The organism is Caproiciproducens galactitolivorans, from assembly GCF_029266045.1.
In the GTDB taxonomy this organism is placed as follows: Bacteria; Bacillota; Clostridia; order Oscillospirales; family Acutalibacteraceae; genus Caproiciproducens; species Caproiciproducens galactitolivorans.
Genome location: NZ_JAJUFJ010000001.1, coordinates 112,782 through 130,301 on the forward strand (window position 1 = coordinate 112,782; position 17,520 = coordinate 130,301).

16 protein-coding genes and 1 pseudogene are annotated in these 17,520 nt (G+C 45.7%); 13 read left to right on the plus strand and 4 right to left on the minus strand.

Annotation, left to right across the window (positions count from 1 at the left end):
* Positions 1–6: 6 nt before the first annotated feature.
* On the minus strand, positions 7–2,097 hold the full coding sequence (locus tag P9B68_RS00500) for a sodium-translocating pyrophosphatase (protein ID WP_277668266.1): 2,091 nt from the start codon (positions 2,095–2,097) through the stop codon (positions 7–9).
* A 235-nt stretch (positions 2,098–2,332) separates the two neighbouring features.
* Between P9B68_RS00500 and P9B68_RS00505 the strand changes: the two genes are divergently transcribed.
* The 9 genes from P9B68_RS00505 to P9B68_RS00545 all read left to right on the plus strand — a co-directional run bounded on the left by P9B68_RS00505 (position 2,333) and on the right by P9B68_RS00545 (position 11,671).
* A complete protein-coding gene (locus P9B68_RS00505; RefSeq protein WP_135659912.1) occupies positions 2,333–3,202 on the plus strand; it encodes a DMT family transporter in 870 nt (289 codons plus the stop codon).
* 89 nt (positions 3,203–3,291) lie between these two features.
* Positions 3,292–4,464: an alanyl-tRNA editing protein gene (locus tag P9B68_RS00510; protein WP_277668267.1), complete on the plus strand. Its 1,173-nt coding sequence runs from the start codon at positions 3,292–3,294 to the stop codon at positions 4,462–4,464.
* Between the two features lie 17 nt (positions 4,465–4,481).
* Positions 4,482–5,504, plus strand: coding sequence for a threonine aldolase family protein (locus P9B68_RS00515; protein ID WP_277668268.1), 1,023 nt, complete (start codon positions 4,482–4,484; stop codon positions 5,502–5,504).
* Between the two features lie 269 nt (positions 5,505–5,773).
* Positions 5,774–6,964 (plus strand): acetyl-CoA C-acetyltransferase, encoded by a 1,191-nt coding sequence (locus P9B68_RS00520; protein WP_277668269.1) that lies wholly within the window; start codon positions 5,774–5,776, stop codon positions 6,962–6,964.
* A 31-nt stretch (positions 6,965–6,995) separates the two neighbouring features.
* Positions 6,996–7,772 (plus strand): enoyl-CoA hydratase-related protein, encoded by a 777-nt coding sequence (locus tag P9B68_RS00525; RefSeq protein ID WP_135659904.1) that lies wholly within the window; start codon positions 6,996–6,998, stop codon positions 7,770–7,772.
* A gap of 29 nt (positions 7,773–7,801) precedes the next feature.
* Positions 7,802–8,641: a 3-hydroxybutyryl-CoA dehydrogenase gene (locus tag P9B68_RS00530; RefSeq protein WP_135659902.1), complete on the plus strand. Its 840-nt coding sequence runs from the start codon at positions 7,802–7,804 to the stop codon at positions 8,639–8,641.
* Between the two features lie 36 nt (positions 8,642–8,677).
* On the plus strand, positions 8,678–9,817 hold the full coding sequence (locus tag P9B68_RS00535) for an acyl-CoA dehydrogenase (RefSeq protein ID WP_135659900.1): 1,140 nt from the start codon (positions 8,678–8,680) through the stop codon (positions 9,815–9,817).
* Positions 9,818–9,847: 30 nt separating this feature from the next.
* The gene (locus P9B68_RS00540; protein ID WP_135659897.1) at positions 9,848–10,630 is read left to right on the plus strand and encodes an electron transfer flavoprotein subunit beta/FixA family protein; all 783 of its coding nucleotides are present in this window, start codon (positions 9,848–9,850) and stop codon (positions 10,628–10,630) included.
* Between the two features lie 18 nt (positions 10,631–10,648).
* Positions 10,649–11,671 carry an electron transfer flavoprotein subunit alpha/FixB family protein gene (locus P9B68_RS00545; protein WP_135659895.1) on the plus strand — a complete coding sequence of 341 codons (1,023 nt, stop codon included), beginning with the start codon at positions 10,649–10,651 and terminating at the stop codon, positions 11,669–11,671.
* A gap of 264 nt (positions 11,672–11,935) precedes the next feature.
* Here P9B68_RS00545 and tnpA read toward each other — a convergent pair.
* Positions 11,936–12,351: pseudogene (gene tnpA, locus P9B68_RS00550) on the minus strand (IS200/IS605 family transposase).
* Positions 12,352–12,625: 274 nt separating this feature from the next.
* Complete coding sequence (locus P9B68_RS00555) at positions 12,626–14,182, minus strand: acyl CoA:acetate/3-ketoacid CoA transferase (RefSeq protein ID WP_135659379.1); 1,557 nt, start codon at positions 14,180–14,182, stop codon at positions 12,626–12,628.
* A gap of 155 nt (positions 14,183–14,337) precedes the next feature.
* Here P9B68_RS00555 and P9B68_RS00560 point away from each other — a divergent pair, with 155 nt between their 5' ends.
* The gene (locus P9B68_RS00560; RefSeq protein WP_135659377.1) at positions 14,338–14,826 is read left to right on the plus strand and encodes a helix-turn-helix domain-containing protein; all 489 of its coding nucleotides are present in this window, start codon (positions 14,338–14,340) and stop codon (positions 14,824–14,826) included.
* Positions 14,780–15,343: a helix-turn-helix transcriptional regulator gene (locus P9B68_RS00565; RefSeq protein WP_135659375.1), complete on the plus strand. Its 564-nt coding sequence runs from the start codon at positions 14,780–14,782 to the stop codon at positions 15,341–15,343. The genes P9B68_RS00560 and P9B68_RS00565 overlap by 47 nt, the downstream gene beginning before the upstream one ends.
* Here the strand turns inward: P9B68_RS00565 and P9B68_RS00570 are convergent.
* Positions 15,336–15,929, minus strand: coding sequence for a manganese efflux pump MntP (locus P9B68_RS00570; protein ID WP_277668270.1), 594 nt, complete (start codon positions 15,927–15,929; stop codon positions 15,336–15,338). The genes P9B68_RS00565 and P9B68_RS00570 overlap by 8 nt on opposite strands.
* 175 nt (positions 15,930–16,104) lie before the next feature.
* Here P9B68_RS00570 and hisH point away from each other — a divergent pair, with 175 nt between their 5' ends.
* Both hisH and hisF read left to right on the plus strand, forming a co-directional pair.
* Positions 16,105–16,731 (plus strand): imidazole glycerol phosphate synthase subunit HisH, encoded by a 627-nt coding sequence (gene hisH, locus P9B68_RS00575; RefSeq protein WP_135659370.1) that lies wholly within the window; start codon positions 16,105–16,107, stop codon positions 16,729–16,731.
* Positions 16,731–17,489: an imidazole glycerol phosphate synthase subunit HisF gene (hisF, locus tag P9B68_RS00580; protein WP_135659368.1), complete on the plus strand. Its 759-nt coding sequence runs from the start codon at positions 16,731–16,733 to the stop codon at positions 17,487–17,489. The genes hisH and hisF overlap by 1 nt, the downstream gene beginning before the upstream one ends.
* Positions 17,490–17,520 lie beyond the last annotated feature (31 nt).

Below are 17,520 nucleotides of genomic sequence, written 5' to 3' on the forward strand. Positions count from 1 at the left end.
ATCATGTTATCGGATGAAGGATAAAGTCAGGAACAGGGTGGACATCAGCGAAGATACAAGGGAAACCACCGTAATCTGCGTGTTAATCGATGGTCCGGCGGTGTCTTTAAACGGATCCCCGACGGTATCGCCGACAACCGCAGACTTATGTGCGTCGGAACCTTTGCCGCCGTTGTTTCCGGACTCAATGTATTTTTTGGAATTATCCCAAAGGCCGCCGGCGTTGCTCATAAACAGGGCAAGGAGCAGGCCGCTGATAATATTGCCGCACAGGAAACCGCCAATGGCCTGTACTCCTCCGATAAAGCCTACGATGATCGTCAGGATAATCGTAACAAGTCCTGCGGGAATCAATTCTTTTAATGCGCCGAAGGTGGCAATCTCAATGCATTTATCGTATTCGGGAGCAACGCCCTCTTTTCCTTCCTTTAAACCAGCAATTTCGCGGAACTGACGGTGGATTTCGGAAACCATTCTCTGCGCGTTGCGGTCAACGCCAAGCATCAGCATGGCGGAAAATACCGCCGGGACGGAAGCCCCGATCAGAAGCCCGAAAAAGACAATCGGATTCATAACGTCAAACCCGGTCAATCCTTTTACTCCAAGCGCTGCGGCAGCGTCATTTACTTCGCTGATGAAAGCGCCGAGAAGTGCGATTACGGTCAGGCCCGCTGCTCCGATCGCAAAGCCCTTGGTCACCGCTTTTACGGTATTGCCGGCGCTGTCCAGCGCGTCCGTAATTTCCAGCACGTCGTCGCCCAAATTCCCCATTTCGGCAAGCCCGCGTGCGTTGTCCACGATGGGGCCGTAAGCATCGTTGGAAATAATCATGCCCACAATCGAGAGCATTCCGACCGCAGACATCGATATCCCGAACATCGCATATCCGGGACCGATCGGTTCGCAAAGCTTATATGCGGCCAACGCGGAAATGGCAATTCCCATCATGGCGGGCAGCGTACTGATAAATCCATAGGATATGCCGGATAAAATCGTAAATGCCGGACCGGATTCGGAGGCCTTTGCAACTTGATGGACCGGTTTTTTTGTATCGTCCGTAAAGTAATCGCTGGCAATGCCGATGATAACGCCGACCAAAAGCCCGACGATGCTTGCGCCCCAAATGCGCCACTCAAACTGGAAAAGCCAAGTGGCGGCGGCTGTTAACAGGGCGAAAATTGCGGTTGTTACATAAGTGCTGCTGTTTAATGCTTTTGTAGGGTTGCCGTGTTTGCCCATTCTGGCGGTTGCAACTCCGATAATTGAGGCAAATAAGCCGACGGCCGCGTAACAGAAAACCAAGCTGGTGTTTGTGATTCCCCCGGCAACATTGTCCAAGGATGCCGCGATTACAAGCGCCGCGGCCATGGAAGCAACGTTTGAATCGAACAGATCGGCGCCCATGCCGGCTACGTCTCCAACGTTATCCCCGACATTATCCGCAATAACCGCGGGGTTTCTCGGGTCGTCTTCGGGAATGCCAAGTTCCACCTTACCGACCAAATCCGCACTAATATCCGCAGTTTTTGTAAAGATGCCGCCACCCGCTTTTGCAAATAAAGCGAGGGAACTGGCGCCGAAGCTGAAACCCAGCAGCGCGGTGGTATTGTTTGTAAACAGCATGACGAGGGAAACGCCAAGGAGAGTTCCCCCAACAACTGCCATGCCCATCACTGCTCCTCCGCGGAAGCCGGACATAAAAGACGGCTTGATGCCGCTTTGCGCGGCTTCTGCTGTTTTCACATTGGCTATGGTTGCGATTTGTATACCGACCACGCCGGCGATTGCAGAGAAAATCGTTCCGCATATGTAGGACAAAGCCATAACAAGGTTATCAAGATAATGGCCGTTCCATACAGGGGTTGGGAGGAAAAGGAAAATGAGGAGCGCCGCCACACCGGCAAATTTCGCTAAGACGATGTATTCCTTTGTTAAAAAAGTATTCGCGCCGTTTCGGATTAATTGCCCTACCTCAGCAATCCGAGGGTTCGACGATGGTTGCTTTTTAACCCACTGGTAGAGCCATGCCGCGAATAAAAAAGAAAGAACAGAAACAGCAATTGAAGCAACTACAAAGAATGTAATTGTAAACTTCATCTGTACCACTCCTCGTTAATAATTTCTTCATATTTATTATAACAGCATCTTAGTTGTAAAAATAGATTAAATTAGACGATTTTATTTCAATATAATTGTAGGAAATAATAGAAATTTAACTAGGTAACTTCCTCTATGCAAAGATTTTAAGAATTGCAATTTTTAAAATAAACGCTTATTATATAAAAGATATTCAAAGAAAGTCGAAATCGGAATAGAATAAGGGGAATAAAATATGATGATGCCTTTGAACCCGCAAAAACATGCCGTTTTGTTAATGGCTGCCTGTGCAACCTTATGGAGTATTGCCGGTATCTTTATCAAAATGGTACCGTGGAATCCTTTTGTAATTGCAGGATTTCGCAGCGGAATCGCGGCAGTAGTTGTTGTTCTTTTTTTAAGGGCTACCGGAAGGCATATAAAAGTGAACCTGTATTCTATCGTGAGTGGTCTCTTTATTGCGGGGACATTTTTTGCGTTTGTAACAGCGAACAAAATGACTACGGCGGCAAACGCGATTGTTCTGCAATTCACATCTCCAGTATTTATCATGATTTTATCCGCGTTTTTCTTTCGTCAGCGCTTCTATAAGGCGGACATAATCGCGGTGGCATTCACATTGACCGGCATATCTTTGTTTTTCTTCGATAAGCTTGGTACGGGGAATTTGATTGGAAACTGTATTGCGATTTTAGCCGGTTTGTTTATGGCGGGAATGTATGTCTTTACCGGGCATATGGATGACGATGCGCGTATGAGCGCGATATTGTTTGGACATTTGTTCACCGCTGTTATTGGAATACCGGTTGCTTTTTTTGTGCCGGCGCCGGTTACGACGGCTTCCGTTTTAAGCATTTTAGCCCTTGGGGTGTTTCAGTTGGGCATTCCTTACATCCTATATGGATTGGCCGTTAAACATTGCCCGCCGCTTGCCTGTTCGCTGATTGGTGCAATTGAACCGCTGCTGAATCCGGTTTGGGTATTCCTGTTTAACGGCGAAAAGCCCGGTTGGTTTGCCTTTGTGGGAGGGATCATCGTAATCGCCGCGGTTACGGGATGGTGTGTCTGGCGTGACCGGTACGTATCCCTGAACAAAGCGGCGTAGGCGTAATTAATGAAACAGAATGATCTGGCTATACAGATTCATAATAAAATACAATCTCGAATGCAATTATTAGGAAAGCAGGGAAGAAAGTGGAGCAGGAAACAGAAAAACTCTATTATCAAAATACATACTTAAGGACATTTACGGCAAAAGTTCTTAAATGTGAAAGGCAGGAAAATGTTTATCATGTTGTTCTGAACCGAACAGCTTTTTATCCGGAAGGCGGCGGGCAGCCCGCGGATACAGGTGTTATCAACACCGTTAATGTATTGGATGTTCAAGAAAAAAAGGGCATTATCATCCACAAAACTGACAGGCCGCTTGCGGTGGGGTCATCGGTAAGGTGCGGGATCAACTGGCCGCGCCGCTTTTCGCTGATGCAGCAGCATTCCGGCGAGCATATCGTATCCGGGCTTGTTCACCGCTTTTATCACCTTGACAATGTCGGTTTCCATATGGGTGCAAAAGCAATCACCGTTGACTTTAACGGCGAACTGGGCGAAAACGATCTTGCTTTGGTCGAACGGCTGGCCAACGAAGCGGTTTTCCGCAACATCGAAATAAAAACCGATTGTCCTTCGGAAGAAGAGCTGGCTGTTTTGGATTACCGCAGTAAAAAAGAGCTTACAGGGAAGGTGCGCATTGTAACGGTCCCCGGTTATGATGCCTGCGCCTGCTGCGGTACGCATGTGGTCAGAACAGGTGAAATCGGCGTAATTAAGATTATGTCCGCACAGAGGTATAAAGGCGGCACGCGCGTCAGCATGTTGTGCGGGGACAGAGCAGTCGCCGACTACAACGAAAAGGAAAAGAGTGTCGGCGCGGTTTCCGTGCTGCTGTCCGCCAAGCCGGAAGGAATCGGCCAAGCGGTGGAGCGCGTGCTGGAAGAGAATGCCTCGCTGAAAAAGCAGCTTGCCGAAATACGACGCCGGACGCTTGAAGAACAAGCGAAATGTGTGCAGGAAGGTACAAAAAATATCTGTTTATTTGAAGAAAATTTAACTTCGAATGACCTGCGGACATTTTGCTTATTGCTCTGCGAGCGATGTAGCGGAATAGCCGCAGTATTTTCCGGCGATGAAACACAGGGCTACAAATATGCGATTAGCAGCACGAGCGAAGACGTCCGGCCTTTCATCAAAGAATTCAATAAAGCCTTGAACGGACGCGGAGGCGGTTCCAAGGGACTTGTTCAGGGTACGGTAAAGGGGAGCCAGAAGGAAATTCACCGATTCATTCGCAGATCCTTTGAAAATATGTAACGTCGGAGGAAGACAGTATGTATAGTTTTAAAAACGATTACAGCGAGGGAGCGCACGCGAAAATTCTGGAGGCTCTTTCCAAAGCCAGCGGGGAACAGAACGCCGCCTATGGGATGGACAGCCATAGCTTGAACGCTGCAAATCTGATTCGGAAAAAAATGGGTCGCGGCGATGCCGACATTCATTTTCTGGAGGGCGGCACGCAAACAAACCTGATCGCCATTTCCGCTTTTTTACGTCCCTGGGAGGCGGCGGTTTCTGCGGAAATCGGTCATATTAACGGGCATGAAACCGGCGCGGTTGAAGCAACTGGGCACAAAATTCTAACGGTAAAGGCTGACGAAGGGCTTCTGACGCCGCTGCTTATAAAACCGATTCTGGATTCCTATACAAGTGAACATACCGTAAAACCAAAGCTTGTGTATATCTCTGACTCTACCGAAGTCGGTACGGTTTATACGAAGGCTCTGCTGTCCCAACTGAGCGCTTTTTGCAGGGAGAACGGCTTGTATCTTTATTTAGACGGCGCGCGCCTGGGTTCGGCGCTTACGGCGCAGGGAAACGACCTTACGCTGCGGGATTTGGCGCAGCTCTGCGATGCTTTTTCCATCGGAGGCACCAAAAACGGCGCGCTTTTGGGCGAAGCTCTGGTCATCTGTAATCATGCATTAAAAGATGATTTTCGCTACATACTGAAGCAAAGGGGTGCGATGCTTGCAAAGGGTATGCTTTTGGGCGTGCAATTTGAGACGCTGTTCGAGAAAAATTTATATTATGAGTTGGCGGAACATGCAAACAATATGGCGGAATTGATGCGAATTGCGATCCGAAATTCAGGATTCGAATTTCTTTCCAATTCTCCCACCAATCAGATTTTTCCGATTTTACCCGATGATTTCGTCGATAAGCTTCGGCAGAATTTTGATTTTGAAATTTGGGAAAAGACCGATCCTCTTCATACGGCAATCCGCCTCGTTACATCTTGGGCTACACCTGAACAAGAAGTTGAGCGTTTTATCCATTATTTTTATGAGTTATGATAAAATTTGATTTTTGTAGCAATGTAAACATTCAACAAATTTGATTAGAAAACAACGAAATATTTTATAGCTTAAAACAAATAACCTATAATTTTTTAAATTATATTAGACATTATGTGAAAAGTGACTAGCAAATTTATCGCAATTTTCGTTTTCTTGTATTGCAAAACAAAGCATATTGTGATATATTTAACATATCACTTACGGTTAGTATGTAATGTAATTATTATCAAGGTATGTAGTGTAAAAGATGAATGGAGGAAATTTTTATGTCAAGAAAAGTCGTATTGGCAGGTGCCTGCCGAACAGCAATTGGTAAAATGGGTGGTGCGTTATCGAATGTTCCCACACCGACTCTTGGTACAATTGTTATTAAAGAAGCAATGAAACGCGCAAACATTAAGCCTGAGCAGGTTGATGAAGTTATCATGGGCTGCGTTTACCAGGCTGGACTTGGACAGAACGTTGCGCGCCAGTCGGCTGTTTTTGCTGGTATTCCGGTAAGTGTTCCTGCTTTCACCTTAAATAACCTTTGCGGTTCCGCATTGAAGAGCGTTAACGTTGCTGCGGCTTTAGTTGAAGCCGGTGAAGCGGATATCATTATTGCCGGCGGTATGGAAAACATGTCCGGCGCTCCGTATCTTCTTAAAAAAGCCCGTTTCGGTTATCGCATGAATAACGGCGAGCTGCTTGACTCCATGATTCATGACGGCTTGGAGGATACATTCAATCATTACCATATGGGTATTACTGCTGAAAATGTTGCAGAGAAATATGGCCTTACCCGCCAGATGCAGGATGAATTTGCAGCCCTCAGCCAGCAGAAATGCGAAAAGGCGCGTGCGGAAGGCAAATTCGACGAAGAAATCGTTCCGGTTCCTGTCAAAGTCAAAAAGGAAACCATTATGTTTGACAAAGACGAAGGCCCCCGTTCCGGCGTTACTGTTGAGAGCCTTTCCGGCTTGAAGCCTGCTTTCAAAGAGGGTGGTACTGTAACCGCGGGCAATGCTTCCGGAATTAACGACGGCGCGGCTGCGATCGTTGTTATGAGCGAAGAAAAAGCAAAAGAGCTCGGCGTAAAACCGATGGCTACTTGGGTTGCAGGCGCTTCCGCCGGCGTTGATCCTTCCGTTATGGGACTTGGCCCGATTTTCAGCACACGCAAGGTTATGGAGAAAACCGGCCTTACCGTTGACGATATGGATCTTATTGAAGCAAACGAAGCGTTTGCCGCTCAGTCTTTGGCGGTTGTCCACGATCTGAAACTCGATATGAACAAGGTAAACGTTAACGGTGGCGCAATTGCGTTAGGCCATCCGGTCGGATGCTCCGGCTGCAGAATCCTTGTAACTCTGCTTTATGAAATGAAGCGCAGAAATTCCAAGTACGGTCTTGCTACACTTTGCGTAGGCGGCGGCATGGGTGTTTCCGCTATTGTTAAAATGGGCGAGGATGCTTAATTAAAGCGGAAGAAAGAAGGGTAATTGGATTATGAGTTACGTTAAATACGAGCAAAAGGGATTTATCGGGACCATTACCATTGACCGTGAAAAAGCACTGAATGCGTTAAATAGTGAAGTGCTGAACGATTTGGAAGCTGTCATTGACAGCATTTCCATTGACGATACAAGATGCGTTATCATCACCGGTGCGGGACAAAAGTCTTTCGTCGCCGGTGCCGATATCGGCGAAATGTGCAATAAAACAAGAGCAGAAGCGGAAGCCTTCAGCGCAAGGGGAAATGCAGTTTTTAGAAAAATTGAAAAACTGCCGATACCGGTCATTGCGGCTGTAAACGGTTTTGCACTTGGCGGCGGATGCGAGCTCGCCCTTAGCTGCGATATCCGCATTGCGTCGGAAAACGCTGTGTTTGGCCAGCCTGAAGCCGGCTTGGCGATTGTTGCCGGTTTTGGCGGTACGCAGAGACTCGCGCGCACAATCGGCGTTGGCAAGGCAAAAGAAATGCTTTATACCTGCTGCAAAGTGAAAGCGGACGAAGCGTTGAAAATCGGCCTCGTAAATGCAGTTTATTCTTCCGACCAACTCATGGCGGAATGTGAGAAGCTGGCAGGCAAAATCGCTGCAAATGCTCCGATTGCTGTTCGCGCAACAAAGAAAGCAATCAACCTTGGCTTGCAGACAGATATCGATACAGGCGTTCAAATTGAAGCCGCGATGCATGCCTCCTGCTTTGAAACACAAGATCAGAAAAATGCGATGACGGCTTTCCTGGAGAAACGTAAACCAGAACCGTTTGTTAACAAATAATTAAAATATATTTATCAGGAGGAATAAAAATGATAGTTGGTATTATTGGCGCGGGTACCATGGGTTCCGGTATTGCCCAGGCATTTGCTCAGACCGACGGGTTTACAGTAAAGCTTTGCGATATTAACGAAGAATTCGCCGCCAGCGGGAAAAAGAAAATTGCCAAGAACTTTGAAAGACTTGTTTCCAAGGGCAAAATGGATCAGGCGAAAGCGGATGCGATCCTTGCTAAGATTACAACCGGTACACGAGAAATTGTTTCCGACTGTGACTTGATTGTAGAAGCAGCTCTTGAAAAAATGGAACTGAAGAAGGAACTGTTTAAGGCATTACAGGGCATCTGCAAGCCGGATGCAATTTTTGCTACAAATACTTCTTCTCTTTCCATCACGGAAATTTCCAGCGGCCTTGACAGAGCGGTTGTCGGTATGCACTTCTTCAATCCTGCTCCTGTAATGAAGCTGGTCGAAGTTATTGCCGGCATTACAACCCCGGACGAGACAGTAGAGAAGATTAAGCAGATTTCTGTCCAGATCGGCAAAACACCGGTTCAGGTTAAAGAAGCTGCCGGCTTCGTTGTAAACAGAATCCTTGTCCCGATGATTAACGAAGCGGTTGGAATCTACGCTGACGGAACTGCCTCTGCGGAAGATATTGATACGGCGATGCAGCTTGGCGCAAACCATCCGATGGGACCTCTGGCTTTAGGCGACTTGATCGGTTTGGATGTTGTTCTTGCTGTAATGGAAGTACTCCAGTCTGAAACAGGCGACAGCAAATATCGTCCTCATCCTTTACTCCGGAAAATGGTTCGCGGCGGATTGCTGGGAAGAAAAACCGGTAAGGGTTTCTACGATTATTCAAAATAAGCAGTTGTTGCAAAAATAGATTTTGGAGGAACGAGTATGGATTTCGTACTTAGCAAAGAACACGAGATGGCTCGCAATCTCTACAGAGAGTTTGCGGAAAACGAAATAAAGCCGTTGGCTCAGGAATTGGATGAACAAGAGCGTTTTCCAACTGAAACAGTAGAAAAGCTTCGTAAATACGGTTTTCTGGGAATTCCTTTTCCGAAGGAATACGGCGGACAAGGCTGCGACACTCTTGCCTATGTCATGTGTATTGAGGAAGTAGCGAAAGTCTGCGGAACAACAAGCGTTGTTATTTCCGGACATACTTCTTTGGGTGCTGCTCCGATTTTAAAATTTGGTACTCCTGAACAAATCCAGAAATATTTTGTTCCGCTTGCAAAAGGTGAAAAATTGGGCGCTTTTGCGTTGACGGAGCCGAATGCCGGTACGGATGCTTCCATGCAGCAGACAAAAGCCGTACTGGAAGGCGATCATTATGTATTGAACGGTAGCAAAATCTTTATTACCAACGCCGGCTATGCAGATACATATATTGTTATTGCAATGACGGATAAGAGCAAGGGCACAAAAGGCATTTCCGCTTTTATTGTTGAGAAAGACTTCCCTGGCTTCAGCGTTGGCAAGAAAGAGAAGAAGATGGGTATTCGCGGTTCTTCTACCTGCGAGCTGATCTTTGAAAACTGCATTGTTCCGAAAGAGAATCTTTTGGGTAAAGAGGGCAAAGGTTTCAACCTTGCTATGAATACTTTGGATGGTGGCCGTATTGGTATTGCGGCACAGGCTTTGGGCTTGGCTGAGGGTGCTTACGAAGAAACCGTCAAGTATGTAAAGGAAAGAAAGCAATTCGGCAAACCGCTTGCTAAATTCCAGAACACACAGTTCCAGCTTGCCGATATGGCAACAAAAATTAAGGCTGCCCAGATGCTCGTATACCGCGCTGCGATGGCGAAAGACACGCAGAAGGTTTACTCCGAGGAAGCGGCAATGGCAAAATTGTTTGCAGCCGAAGTTGCGATGGAAGTTACTACAAAGGCAGTTCAGCTTCACGGCGGTTATGGCTACACCAGAGAATATCCGGTTGAGCGCATGATGCGTGACGCGAAGATTACAGAGATCTACGAAGGCACCAGTGAGGTTCAGCGCATGGTTATTTCCTCACATGAACTCAAGTGATTCAATAAAGCCCAAAAGGAGTGACAATTTTTGAATATTGTAGTTTGCATTAAACAAGTTCCTAATACAAATGAAGTCAAACTTGATCCGGTAACCGGAACGCTTATCAGAGAAGGCGTTCCCAGTATTATTAATCCCGATGATAAGGCTGGCCTTGAAGCCGCCCTCCGCCTGAAAGACGAACTCGGCGCTCATGTTACAGTACTTACCATGGGGCCGCCGCAGGCTGACGCAGCCCTGCGCGAAGCGCTCGCGATGGGTGCGGATGAAGCAATTCTGGTAACAGATAGAGCATTCGGCGGCGCCGATACTTTGGCTACCTCCACAACAATTGCAGCTGCTCTTAAAACCCTTCCCTATGACCTGATTATCACAGGCCGTCAGGCAATCGATGGCGATACGGCTCAGGTTGGCCCGCAGATTGCGGAACATCTTGGCATTCCGAATATCAGCTATGCAGAAGAAATCAAAGTTGACGGTGATTATGTTACTGTAAAACGCCAGTATGAGGACAGATATCACATTGTTAAGGCGAAAATGCCCTGCCTGATTACTGCGTTAAGTGAATTGAATCAGCCGCGTTATATGACTCCGGGCGGAATTTTTGACGCTTACAGAAACGCAGAAGTTAAGATCATTACCCGTAAGGATATCGATGTTGAGGATTCTGCCATTGGCTTGAAAGGCTCACCTACCAGAGTTGCGCAGACATTCACAAAGAGTTTGAAGGCAGCAGGTCAGCTTGTTAACCTTGACCCGCAGGAATCCGCAGAATTTATGCTGGAAAAGCTCAAAGAAAAATTCATTATATAGTTGAAAGTGGTGAGCAAAATGGATATTCAAGAATATAAGGGCATATTTGTTTTCGTACAACAGGTAGACAATAAAATCGCTAGTGTTTCCTTTGAACTTCTTGGTAAAGCCAAAGAGCTTGCAAAAGATATGGAAACAGAAGTAACGGCAGTTCTGCTTGGCTATAATGTTTCCGGCCTTTGTAATGATTTAGCGCGCTATGGTGCGGATAAGATCATTATGGTCGACAATAAGGCTCTTGAAGTATATGCTACGGAGCCTTATACACACAGCATGTGCAAGATTATTGAAAAATATAAGCCTGCAGTCGTTCTTTACGGCGCAACTGCAATCGGCCGCGATCTTGCTCCCCGCATCTCTGCTAGAGTCAAGACCGGCTTGACTGCGGACTGCACGAAGCTGGAAATTGCAGACGATGGCACGAAGAATCTGAGAATGACCCGTCCTGCTTTCGGCGGCAATATTATGGCGACCATTCTTTGTCCGGAACATCGTCCGCAGATGGCAACTGTCCGTCCGGGCGTTATGCAAAAAATTAAGCCGATCGAAGGTGCAACAGCCCCTGTTGATAAATTCGATATTGAAATCGGCCCGGATCATCAGAATGTAGAAGTTCTCGAGGTCATCAAGAAAGTATCCAATAAAATGGACATTCAGGATGCGAAGATTCTGGTTTCCGGTGGTCGCGGTATGGGTTGCCCCGAAAACTTTAAGCTTCTTCAGGATTTGGCCGATGCTCTCGGCGGTACGGTAAGCTCTTCAAGAGCTTGCGTTGACGCCGGCTGGGTTGAAAAGGATATTCAGGTTGGCCAGACAGGTAAGACGGTACGCCCGAATCTCTACATAGCTTGCGGTATTTCCGGTGCGATTCAGCATCTTGCAGGTATGGAAGAGTCCGATGTGATCATTGCGATCAATAAGGATGAGTCGGCTCCGATCTTCGAAGTTGCGGATTACGGTATTGTTGGTGATGTTACGAAGATCCTTCCTATATTCACAGAAGAAGTTAAAAAGGCAATGGCTGCCCGCAACAACGCTTAATTTCAAATTAAGGCTCCGCATGCTTAAAGCGTGCGGAGCTTTTTGCTGCGCGACCCCCCGGCAAGGGAGAGGATTATTGTAGCTATATAAATTTTCTATTGAGCTAGTCAATTTCAGGGTGAGCAAAGTGAGTCAAAACCTCCGGCTAAGCCGGAGGCATGATTAAGCCCTAGAAGGGCATATTACGAACAATATCCCTAAAGGGGCCGAAAAGGTCTGCCAATTGTATTGCTTTTTCGGGGCTACCCCTTAAGGGGTATTTATTTATGCCTTGGTTTCTTTGCTACCCGTAAACGGGTCAATATATTCTTTAACACTCATCTGATCTGCTATCTGATCTTCTTCCAATTGCTTTTTTATGTATTTCTGTATCTGCTTTTTATTTCGTCTTACTGTATCAACATAATACCCTCTTGCCCAGAAAGGTCGATTCCCATATTTGTACTTTAAATTCGCATGCCTATCGAATATGATAAGACTACTTTTTCCTTTAAGTATCCCATACTATGCTACGCTATATTTGGGTGGAATACTTATCAACATATGTATATGGTCGGGACAAACATTCGCCTTTATTATTTCTACTCCTTTTTGCTCGCACAGCTTTCTGAGTATTTGCCTATGTCTGTTCTTATATCTCTGTAGATTACTTGTCTACGATATTTCGGCGCAAATACTATATAATATTGATATCTTCATTTGGTATGTTCTAAACTATTTATGTCTTTCATCTTGAAGACCTCTTCGATATTTTTGTTAGGTTGACAGACCAGAACTTTAATATATCGGGGAGTTTTATTTTTATCTATTGCTAAAGATTTTTATCCACCAGCAGAGCTGGTGGATTTTATTCCATACGAAAAGAACCGCAGTTTTCCCAAGCTGAAAACTGCGGTTCTTTGACAGTCTGAGCAATTCAAAAGAATTGCTGGCTTTGCTTTCCTTTAATAGGTCTTACTGTTTTAATCCCATTTTTTCTTCTTTAAAAATCCGGGCGTCCATGCGTTTTAAATCCGGTGAGATAATCGGTTTCTTCGGCATATGTGCGAGTACATCCTTTTCTAAATCAATACCCGGCGCAATTTCAATCAGCATAATTCCGTCTTTCGTCAACCGGAAGACAGCGCGTTCTGTAATATACATAACCGGCAGATTATTTTTAATAGCGGTTTTAACGCTGAAGGTGATATGTTCAACGCTCTCACGGAATTTATTTACACTACCCTCATGAAGAATATGCAATTCGCCATCTTTAATTTCCGTTTTTAAACCGTTAGCGGTAAAGGTTCCGCAGAAAAATACCTGCTTGGAGTTTTGAGAAATGTCGATGAATCCGCCGCAACCAGGGAGCTTTGAACCGAATTTCGATACATTGACATTCCCTTCTTTGTCGGCTTCCGCAAATCCCAAAAATGCCTGATCTAGGCCGCCGCCCTGATAAAAATCGAACATAGAGGGCATGGAAATAATCGCATCCGGGTTCAAGCTGACGCCAAAATCAAGGCCGCTTTGCGGATTCCCGCCAAAAATTCCGGATTCCACGGTCAAAGAGAATTCGTTGATTCCTTCTTCCATAGCAACAGATGAGATAAATTCCGGAATCCCGATACCAAGGTTTACAACGCTGCCTTTTTTCAATTCCATAGCAGCACGGCGCGCAATTATTTTTTTATTGTTCAAGGGGACAGGTTTGAATTCAGCCAGTCCCATCCGGTGTTCACCCGAGAAGCCGGGGTTATACTGCGTTCCGAAATTCTGCATGTGGTATTTCGGATCGCTTATCACTACGACAGCATCAACAAGTACGCCGGGAATTTCTACTTTGTGTGGATCTAAGGTACCCGCTTTCACGACGCGTTCAACCTGAACAATTACAGTTCCACCCGAATTTTTACAAGCCTGTGCAACGGCAAGCGTTTCCGCACGCACACCTTCTCGCTCGATGGAAATATTTCCGTTTTCATCCGCATACGTTCCGCCCAAAATTGCGAAATGAACCGGATGGGTCTTGTAATAAAGATATTCTTTTCCGTCGATTTCAATCAGTTTTACAAGGTCTTCTTCCTTCTGAGTTAAAGCATTTAGCTTACCGCCCAGATAGCGCGGGTCAACAAATGTGCCTAAACCAACATGGGATATGGTTCCAGGCTTGTGGGCTGCGGTATCCCGGAACATATGGTTCGTTACACCTTGCGGAAAATCATAAGCAATAATTTTGTTTTCTACAACCAGTTTCCCCAGCTTGGGGGCCATTCCCCAGTGGCCTCCGATCGCCCTGCGGATTAACCCTTCATGTGCCAGATGGTTTAAACCCTTTGTCTTACCGTCTCCTTGCGCTGCACAGAATAATAAGGTGAGATTGTTTGGCTCTCCGGTTTCCAAAAAACGGTTTTCGATTTCTTCTGCGATTTCTTCTGGAACAGATGCACCCATAAATCCGTTGATAGCAAAATTAACATTATTTGGTACCAAATTAGCGGCTTCCCGAGCGGTTAAGATTTTTACTGCCATCCTTCAATCCTCCGAATAAAAACTTTGTTAATATTATATCATATTCGTATGAAAATTCAAGAAGCAGCAAGAGAAAAAGTGTGCTACATAAATGAAAAGATGCCAAAATTTTAAGAATATGATAAAATAAAAAATACAAGAGGAGGGTAAATTACATGGAATTATATGGAAATCCAAAAATAAAATTGTTGGAATTATATAAATTGCTCAAAAGCTATTCGGATGATGAACATCCGCTTTCCGCGAATGATTTATGCAGGATGCTTGCGGAAAAAGGAATTGCTGCGAGCCGAAGAACCGTTTACCGCGACCTGAAAGTATTGACGGAGTATGGTGCCGATATTTTATATACAAGGCTGCCGAAACAGGGCTTTTTCCTTGCAAAGCGTCATTTTGAGCTGCCGGAGGTACGGATTTTGTTGGACGCCGTACTTGCGGCACCTTTTATTACAAATAAAAAAACAGCCGAATTAACAGAAAAGCTTTGCGGGCTTTTAAACTGTTATCAAGCTGCGGAAGTATCCAGCCAAATTCGTATTGGCAAATGCGATAAATTTGGAAACGAAGAAATCTATTATAACATCGATACCATTAATCATGCCATTTCCAGCCTTAAAAAAAATATCATTTTGTTATCATCATAATGTAATTGTAAATCAAAGGGCGCAGCTTGATGAAGGCAAAAAGCTGATCATCAGCCCGTATGCATTGTTATGGCACAATGATAAATACTATCTTGCCGGAAATTATGAAAAGTACAATAATATCAGCAACTACCGGATTGACCGTATGAAACATGTTGAGCTAACCGATCTGAGTGTTCGTCCGTTTAGTGAGGTAAGCGACTACAGGGAATGCTTTGATACAACGGATTATGCAAGGAAATCGTTTCATATGTTTCATGGGGAGCAAGAGCGGATCGTGCTCCGCTGTTCCAATGATCTGATTGACGTGATTGTAGACAAATTCGGAAGGAATATCGAGCTTTCCTGTCATGACAGAAATGCGTTTACCGTACGTGCTTCCGTATTTGTGAGCGACGGTCTTGTGGAGTGGCTGATGCAACACGGGGACCGTGTGGTAGTCCTCTCCCCGAAAAGGCTAAAGGAGAAAATGATTCACCAGATAGACGCAATGCGGACAGCCTATCAAATTACATAAACATATGCTCTATAAAAATCTTAATTCCAATTCCTGTTAGCACAATACCGCCGAAAAGCTCCGCCTTTGTAGACAGCAGCCTGCCGAAATTTTTTCCGATATATACGCCGATAAAGCAAAGGCAAAAAGTGATTAATCCGATAATCCCAACCGAAAGCAGCATGGCCGTTACAGTCGATGCGCCTACGGCCGAAGGTAAAAGAACGCCTGTTACCAAAGCGTCAATGCTGGTTGCAACGGAAAGGATCATGAGCGTTCGAAAATGGATATCCGCTTGTAAAGGACATTCTTCATCCGATCCGTTTTTGTTTGATTCAATAATCATCTTAATGCCAAGATAGGAAAGAAGAAGCAGGGCAATCCAATGGTCTACCGCGTTAATGATACTTTCTCCCGCTTTGCCAATCAGCCAGCCGAGCATGGGCATAAACGCTTGGAAAAAGCCAAAACTGAGTGCAAGTTTAACTGCAAGTTTAAAAGTAATCCCTGGCTTCGCCCGATGATTTGTAGCTCCATTTGTTATACTTACGGCAAAGGCGTCCATTGACAGCCCCAGAGCTATACCGCATAGTGAAAGATAATCCATCTAAATTCCTCCCAAAGCATTGTTTAATAATACATTTGAAAACGGGAAATGTCAATTTTTAATTCGCATATATTTGTCCTTTTCTTTAATTTAACGGAATAATGTGCTAAAGTATTGCCTTTATCCATCAGAAATGATAAAATAAACAAAATGAAAGTATAGAGGGAACTTTCTTATGATTGTGGTAATTGATTACGGTGCTGGAAACCTGCAAAGCGTTGTAAAGGCTTTTCGCTTTATAGGGGGCGATATACAGGTTACCTCTGATAAAGAGATGCTGAAGGATGCTTCTGCGGCGGTATTACCCGGCGTGGGGGCTTTCGGAGACGCCATGGATTGTCTTAAACGCTCTGATTTTGTAAAGCCGGTACTTGATTTTATTGAAAGCGAAAAGCCGTTTTTGGGGATTTGCCTGGGGTTGCAGCTCCTTTTTGAAGGAAGCGAGGAAAATCCGGGCATAAGCGGGTTGGGCGTACTGAAAGGGAATATTCGCAGAATACCGGCTGGACCCGGATTGAAAATTCCGCACATTGGCTGGAATTCATTGGATATAAAAAAAGTGGACGGCTTGTTTCGCGGCTTGGAACCGAACCCCTATGTATATTTTGTGCATTCGTATTATTTACAAGTGGAAAATCCGGAAATTGTTTCTTCCACAACAAATTATGGTATACAGATAGATGCTTCGGTGCAGCGCGGAAACTTGTTTGCCACGCAGTTCCACCCCGAAAAGAGCGGGAAAACCGGATTGAAAATGCTGAAAAATTTTCTTTCCTGTGTAGAAGCGGGAGGGACGCGGTAATGTATGCAAAACGAATTATCCCCTGCCTTGATGTAAAGGATGGCAGGGTTGTAAAGGGAACCTCCTTTATCCATCTGCGGGACGCCGGGGATCCGGTTGAGGCGGCAATAGCGTATGATGAGCAGGGGGCGGACGAGCTTGTGCTGCTGGATATCACGGCTTCCTCCCAGGCACGCGGTATTATGCTGGATATCGTAAGGGAAGTGGCGAATAAAATTTTCATTCCCTTCACAGTTGGCGGAGGAATTCGTACGGTAGAAGATTTTACCGCCCTTTTAAGAGCCGGAGCGGACAAGGTTTCCGTAAATTCTTCAGCTGTGAAACGTCCGGAAATTATTCGCGAGGCGGCTGAAAAATTCGGCAGCCAGTGTGTGGTATGCGCAATTGATGCAAAACGCAGGCCGTCCGGGGGGTGGACGGTTTATATTAACGGCGGGCGGATTGATACAGGCAAAGACGCGGTTTTGTGGGCAGTAGAAGCAGCCCGGCTGGGCGCGGGGGAAATCCTGCTGACCAGTATGGACTGTGACGGCGTAAAAAACGGTTACGACCTTGCGTTGACTGCCGCCATTTCGCAAAGCGTGAACATTCCGGTTATCGCTTCCGGCGGTGCGGGGAAAATGGAGCATTTTTACGACGCCTTTACAGAGGGAAAGGCGGACGCGGTGCTTGCGGCATCCCTTTTCCATTTCGGCGAAATTGCGATTCCCGATTTAAAGGCTTATCTTGCTCAAAAAGGAATTCCTGTTAGGCAGTAAAAAATGGGGCTGAATTTTCTTCAGCCTCATT